Source organism: Massilia frigida, from assembly GCF_011682175.1.
In the GTDB taxonomy this organism is placed as follows: domain Bacteria; phylum Pseudomonadota; class Gammaproteobacteria; order Burkholderiales; family Burkholderiaceae_D; genus Telluria_A; species Telluria_A frigida.
Genome location: NZ_WHJG01000166.1, coordinates 1 through 624 on the forward strand (window position 1 = coordinate 1; position 624 = coordinate 624).

Annotated in this window: 1 protein-coding gene; it reads right to left on the reverse strand. The window is 62.7% G+C overall.

Annotated features, from left to right (window positions below; all coding sequences use genetic code 11):
• Positions 1 to 624: IS1634 family transposase (locus tag F2P44_RS34515; RefSeq protein WP_167094607.1), on the reverse strand; the 624-nt coding region annotated here is incomplete at both ends.

Below are 624 nucleotides of genomic sequence, written 5' to 3' on the forward strand. Positions count from 1 at the left end.
TTAAGGTCCACCCGGACGATGCGCGCCAAGTGCGCTTCGCACACCTCATGATAGAAACGGGCGCGTGCTCCGCCATCGGAGAGCTTGCGTCCGCGCTTGCGCGCGCCGCCTTCCTGTCCATCGAGTTGGCCCGCCCACTGGGCTGCTTTTTGCTCCAGCGCGCCGATGATGAGGTCGCGTTTGGCGCCGGCGGCCAGCGCCACCTGCGGATCACGAGCGATGATCAGGCGCAGCTTGTCCCACTGCGCCTCTCCCAGTACTTCCTCCTTAGCGTTGACGCAAGTGGCGCCGTGGAGCGGCGTCAGGATATCGACGAAATCGTTGTAGCGCCGCCCTGGAACGGCAAGGATGAATTCAAGTTTCCCGCCGCCCGGCAGGGTGATGGCCTGCAGATCGGCCAGGTTGTCTGTCGAGAGCAAGCCGCGCTCAGCGACGGCGATGACGCGCTTGACGGGGAAGCGCTGAACGATCTTTTCAATGATGGGCTTGATGGTAGAGACCTCGGCGGTATTGCCATCAAATACCTCGTGATAGAGCGGCAAGCCGTCGGCCGTTTGCACCACGCCGAGCATGACCTGGCGGGCAATCAGGCCCTCCTTTGACATGCCGAATTTACGGACGTCC